General features: G+C 69.5%; 4 protein-coding genes. All 4 read right to left on the bottom strand.

Translation table 11 applies throughout. The features are described 5' to 3' along the window. Nucleotides 1-118: 118 nt before the first annotated feature. From AB0G28_RS49280 to AB0G28_RS49265, 4 genes are read right to left on the bottom strand one after another with little or no spacing between them, the layout of a single operon-like run. The gene (locus tag AB0G28_RS49280) at nucleotides 119-742 is read right to left on the bottom strand and encodes a hypothetical protein (protein WP_361106639.1); all 624 of its coding nucleotides are present in this window, start codon (nucleotides 740-742) and stop codon (nucleotides 119-121) included. Beyond that, entirely contained in the window at nucleotides 729-1121 is a 393-nt protein-coding gene (locus AB0G28_RS49275; protein ID WP_361106637.1) for a hypothetical protein, read from the bottom strand. The genes AB0G28_RS49280 and AB0G28_RS49275 overlap by 14 nt, the downstream gene beginning before the upstream one ends. After that, nucleotides 1118-1714 (bottom strand): hypothetical protein, encoded by a 597-nt coding sequence (locus AB0G28_RS49270; RefSeq protein ID WP_361106634.1) that lies wholly within the window; start codon nucleotides 1712-1714, stop codon nucleotides 1118-1120. Before AB0G28_RS49270 ends, AB0G28_RS49275 begins: the two co-directional genes overlap by 4 nt. Continuing rightward, nucleotides 1711-2364 carry a hypothetical protein gene (locus tag AB0G28_RS49265; protein WP_361106631.1) on the bottom strand — a complete coding sequence of 218 codons (654 nt, stop codon included), beginning with the start codon at nucleotides 2362-2364 and terminating at the stop codon, nucleotides 1711-1713. The genes AB0G28_RS49270 and AB0G28_RS49265 overlap by 4 nt, the downstream gene beginning before the upstream one ends. Nucleotides 2365-2459 lie beyond the last annotated feature (95 nt).

Below are 2459 nucleotides of genomic sequence, written 5' to 3'. Positions count from 1 at the left end.
GCGCCTCACCCCCCCCCCCCCCCCCTTACCCCCCCACATTCGTGCCACTCACCCCCCCCCCCGCCCCCACGCCCCCCCATGTGGCCCCGCCCCCCGCGCCCCCCCCCCCCACCACGGCCTACGGGCGCCGCGGTGGCCGGCCCGGCACCGGGATCGGCACGGGTGGGTCGACGCGCAGCCGGACCCGGAACTGCCGTTGCCGCTTCAGCAGCGGTTCGTTCCAGCCGACCAGCGACAGGGTGACCGCGAGCGAACACGCACCGGCCTCGACCGATTCGATGGCGCCCCGCCGCACCGCGACGGCGGTCTCGAACAGGCTGAAGACCAGGCTGATTTCGAAGGTGACCCGGGCGATCTCGGCGTCGTCGACCACCAGGCCCACGGAGGGCTGCTGGACCGACTTGATCTCGTACGGGTCGATCAGGGTGACCATGACTTCGGGCTTCCGCGGCTGAGAAAGCGTGTCCTGCGCGGCTTTCGTCAGCGCCTGGTACTTGGCGAGTCCGGCGAGCAGCGGTTCGGCCAGGCTCTCGTCGAGGAAACCCAGCGCGGTTTCCAGGATCCTGCTGTTGAGCAACCGGAAAGCCGGCTGCGGCAGCGGGCGCCGTCCGGACAGTTTCGCCTCGGCGATCCCGCCGCGCGGGATCCGGGTCAGCATCTCGGCGACGCGTGCTTCGTTGCCGCCGTTGCCGAGCGCCATCGAGCGCACCGTCGCCCGGTCTGTGAGCTCAGGGGTGGTCACGGGGCACCTCCCGCACTGTCTGCCGGCCGCGGTCCCAATGCATTTCCAGGGCTATCGAACGGTGCCGGACTTCCCGTGCGGAAGATCCGGCCTCGATCCGTGGCGGGGCGAAGATCGGCCGCACGTCCACCTCGTTTTCCCGGGACGAGCCGTCTCGTGGCCGCTTTTCCGTTTCGCCTCGGCTGCTCACCGTGGTGGCGGCCGCCGCGACGGCGACGCCGCCGGCGATCGTGGCGATCGCGCCGATCGTCCAGCCGGTGTTCTGGCAGTCGTCGGGACTGATGAAGATGTCGCAGTTGTCGGCCGCCGCCGGAGGTGTCAGCAGGAACAGCGTGAGAAACGCGGTGACGGCGGTCAGCAGGGCGATCCGGGTTTTCATCGGGTTTTCTCGCCTCCTTCCCGGAGCAGCAGGACGGTGCCGGTTCCCGCGAGCAATGTCGCGAGGAAGAACCGTCCGGATTCGTCCATCGGTGACTGGGGCGACTCCGTCGTGCCGCCGAAGAGGGCCGGAAGGTCCGCCAGGGATCCATGGACGACGAGGAAGGCGACCAAGATGCCGAAGACCGGTGCCAGCAGCACGCGGAGCCAGCGCGCCAACAGCCGGTCGCGCGTGGCGAAGAACGCGGCGAGGGTCGCGTCCATCTTCGGGCCGAGGAAGACGACAGCCGAGGCGACCAGCGCACCGGCGGCGGTGACCGCGAACCCTGCCCCCGACGTCCCTTGCCCGCGGAGCAGGAAATAGACCAGCGGAGTCAGGGAAATCAGCAGCCGCCGGACCGGGACCGGGATTTCCTTCAACCGGTCGAGCAGGGGCTGGAGCCGTTCGGCGATGCGGTAGCGCAGGACCGCGGCGGCGACCAGGCCGCCGCCGACGACGATGACGAACACGACGCTGCGGTGGATGATCCAGTCCAGCCAGGCCAGCAGCACGACATAGCCGATGAACACGGGGATTCCCCGGCGGCCGCTCATGACCGGACCCCGATCCGGGTGGGCGAGCGGAGCCGGGAGACGAGCCCGATCACGGTTCCGAACACCGCGTGGCTCGTCAGGCTCACGACGACGAAGGGGGCCAGGGCCGGGGGCCGCAGGATGCTGCTCGACGGGTAGATCAGCAGCATGGCCACTTCCAGAGCCGCGCCCCACAGCAGGCCGAACCACCAGCGGGCCGGGCCGGCGACCAGCGTGTACATCATCGCGAACGTGACGCCGTTGCTGAGGTGGTACGCCCAGCCGGCGATGTCCCCCACGGGGGAACCGAGGGGTTTTCCCGTGATGAGGCTGCCGAAGATCGAGATGGAGTAGAACGGTCCCGTGCCCAGGCCCAGTACCGCCCCGAGGACCCAGCGGGTTCCGTTGTAGGCCAGCAGACCGAGGAGACCGGCGGCGAGCCCGGACCGCAGGCGTCCGGTGATGATCGGCCGGTCCGCCTTTCCCGCCAGGACCAGCAGGCAAACCAGGAACGTCATGCCCGGCAGCGTCACGAACGAAAGGGTGTAAGGCATGCGGATGAGGCCGAGGAGGTGAAGCAGGAGCGCGGCGATCGACGTGGCCGCCGCAGCGAAGGCCAGCACGAAAAGCCGAGGGTCTTCACGGTAGGCCGCGAATGGTGTTTCCTTCATGCCGCCCTACCTTTCAGGTGTGCCCCCGGTCGTCCGGAATGATCGGGGTGTGCAGGCGGGGCGGGTATGGCTTTCATGCTGGCTGTCCTTGATGG

The sequence above is a fragment of the Amycolatopsis sp. NPDC021455 genome (assembly GCF_040640995.1).
Classification (GTDB): Bacteria; Actinomycetota; Actinomycetes; order Mycobacteriales; family Pseudonocardiaceae; genus Amycolatopsis.
Note: the sequence above shows the minus strand (reverse complement) of the source record. Positions and strands in the feature narration are given on the sequence as shown.

Coding starts and splice junctions, on each gene's coding strand:
- AB0G28_RS49275 (WP_361106637.1), bottom strand. CDS start 1,121: ATGAAAACCCGGATCGCCCTGCTGACCGCCGTCACCGCGTTTCTCACG.
- AB0G28_RS49270 (WP_361106634.1), bottom strand. CDS start 1,714: ATGAGCGGCCGCCGGGGAATCCCCGTGTTCATCGGCTATGTCGTGCTG.
- AB0G28_RS49265 (WP_361106631.1), bottom strand. CDS start 2,364: ATGAAGGAAACACCATTCGCGGCCTACCGTGAAGACCCTCGGCTTTTC.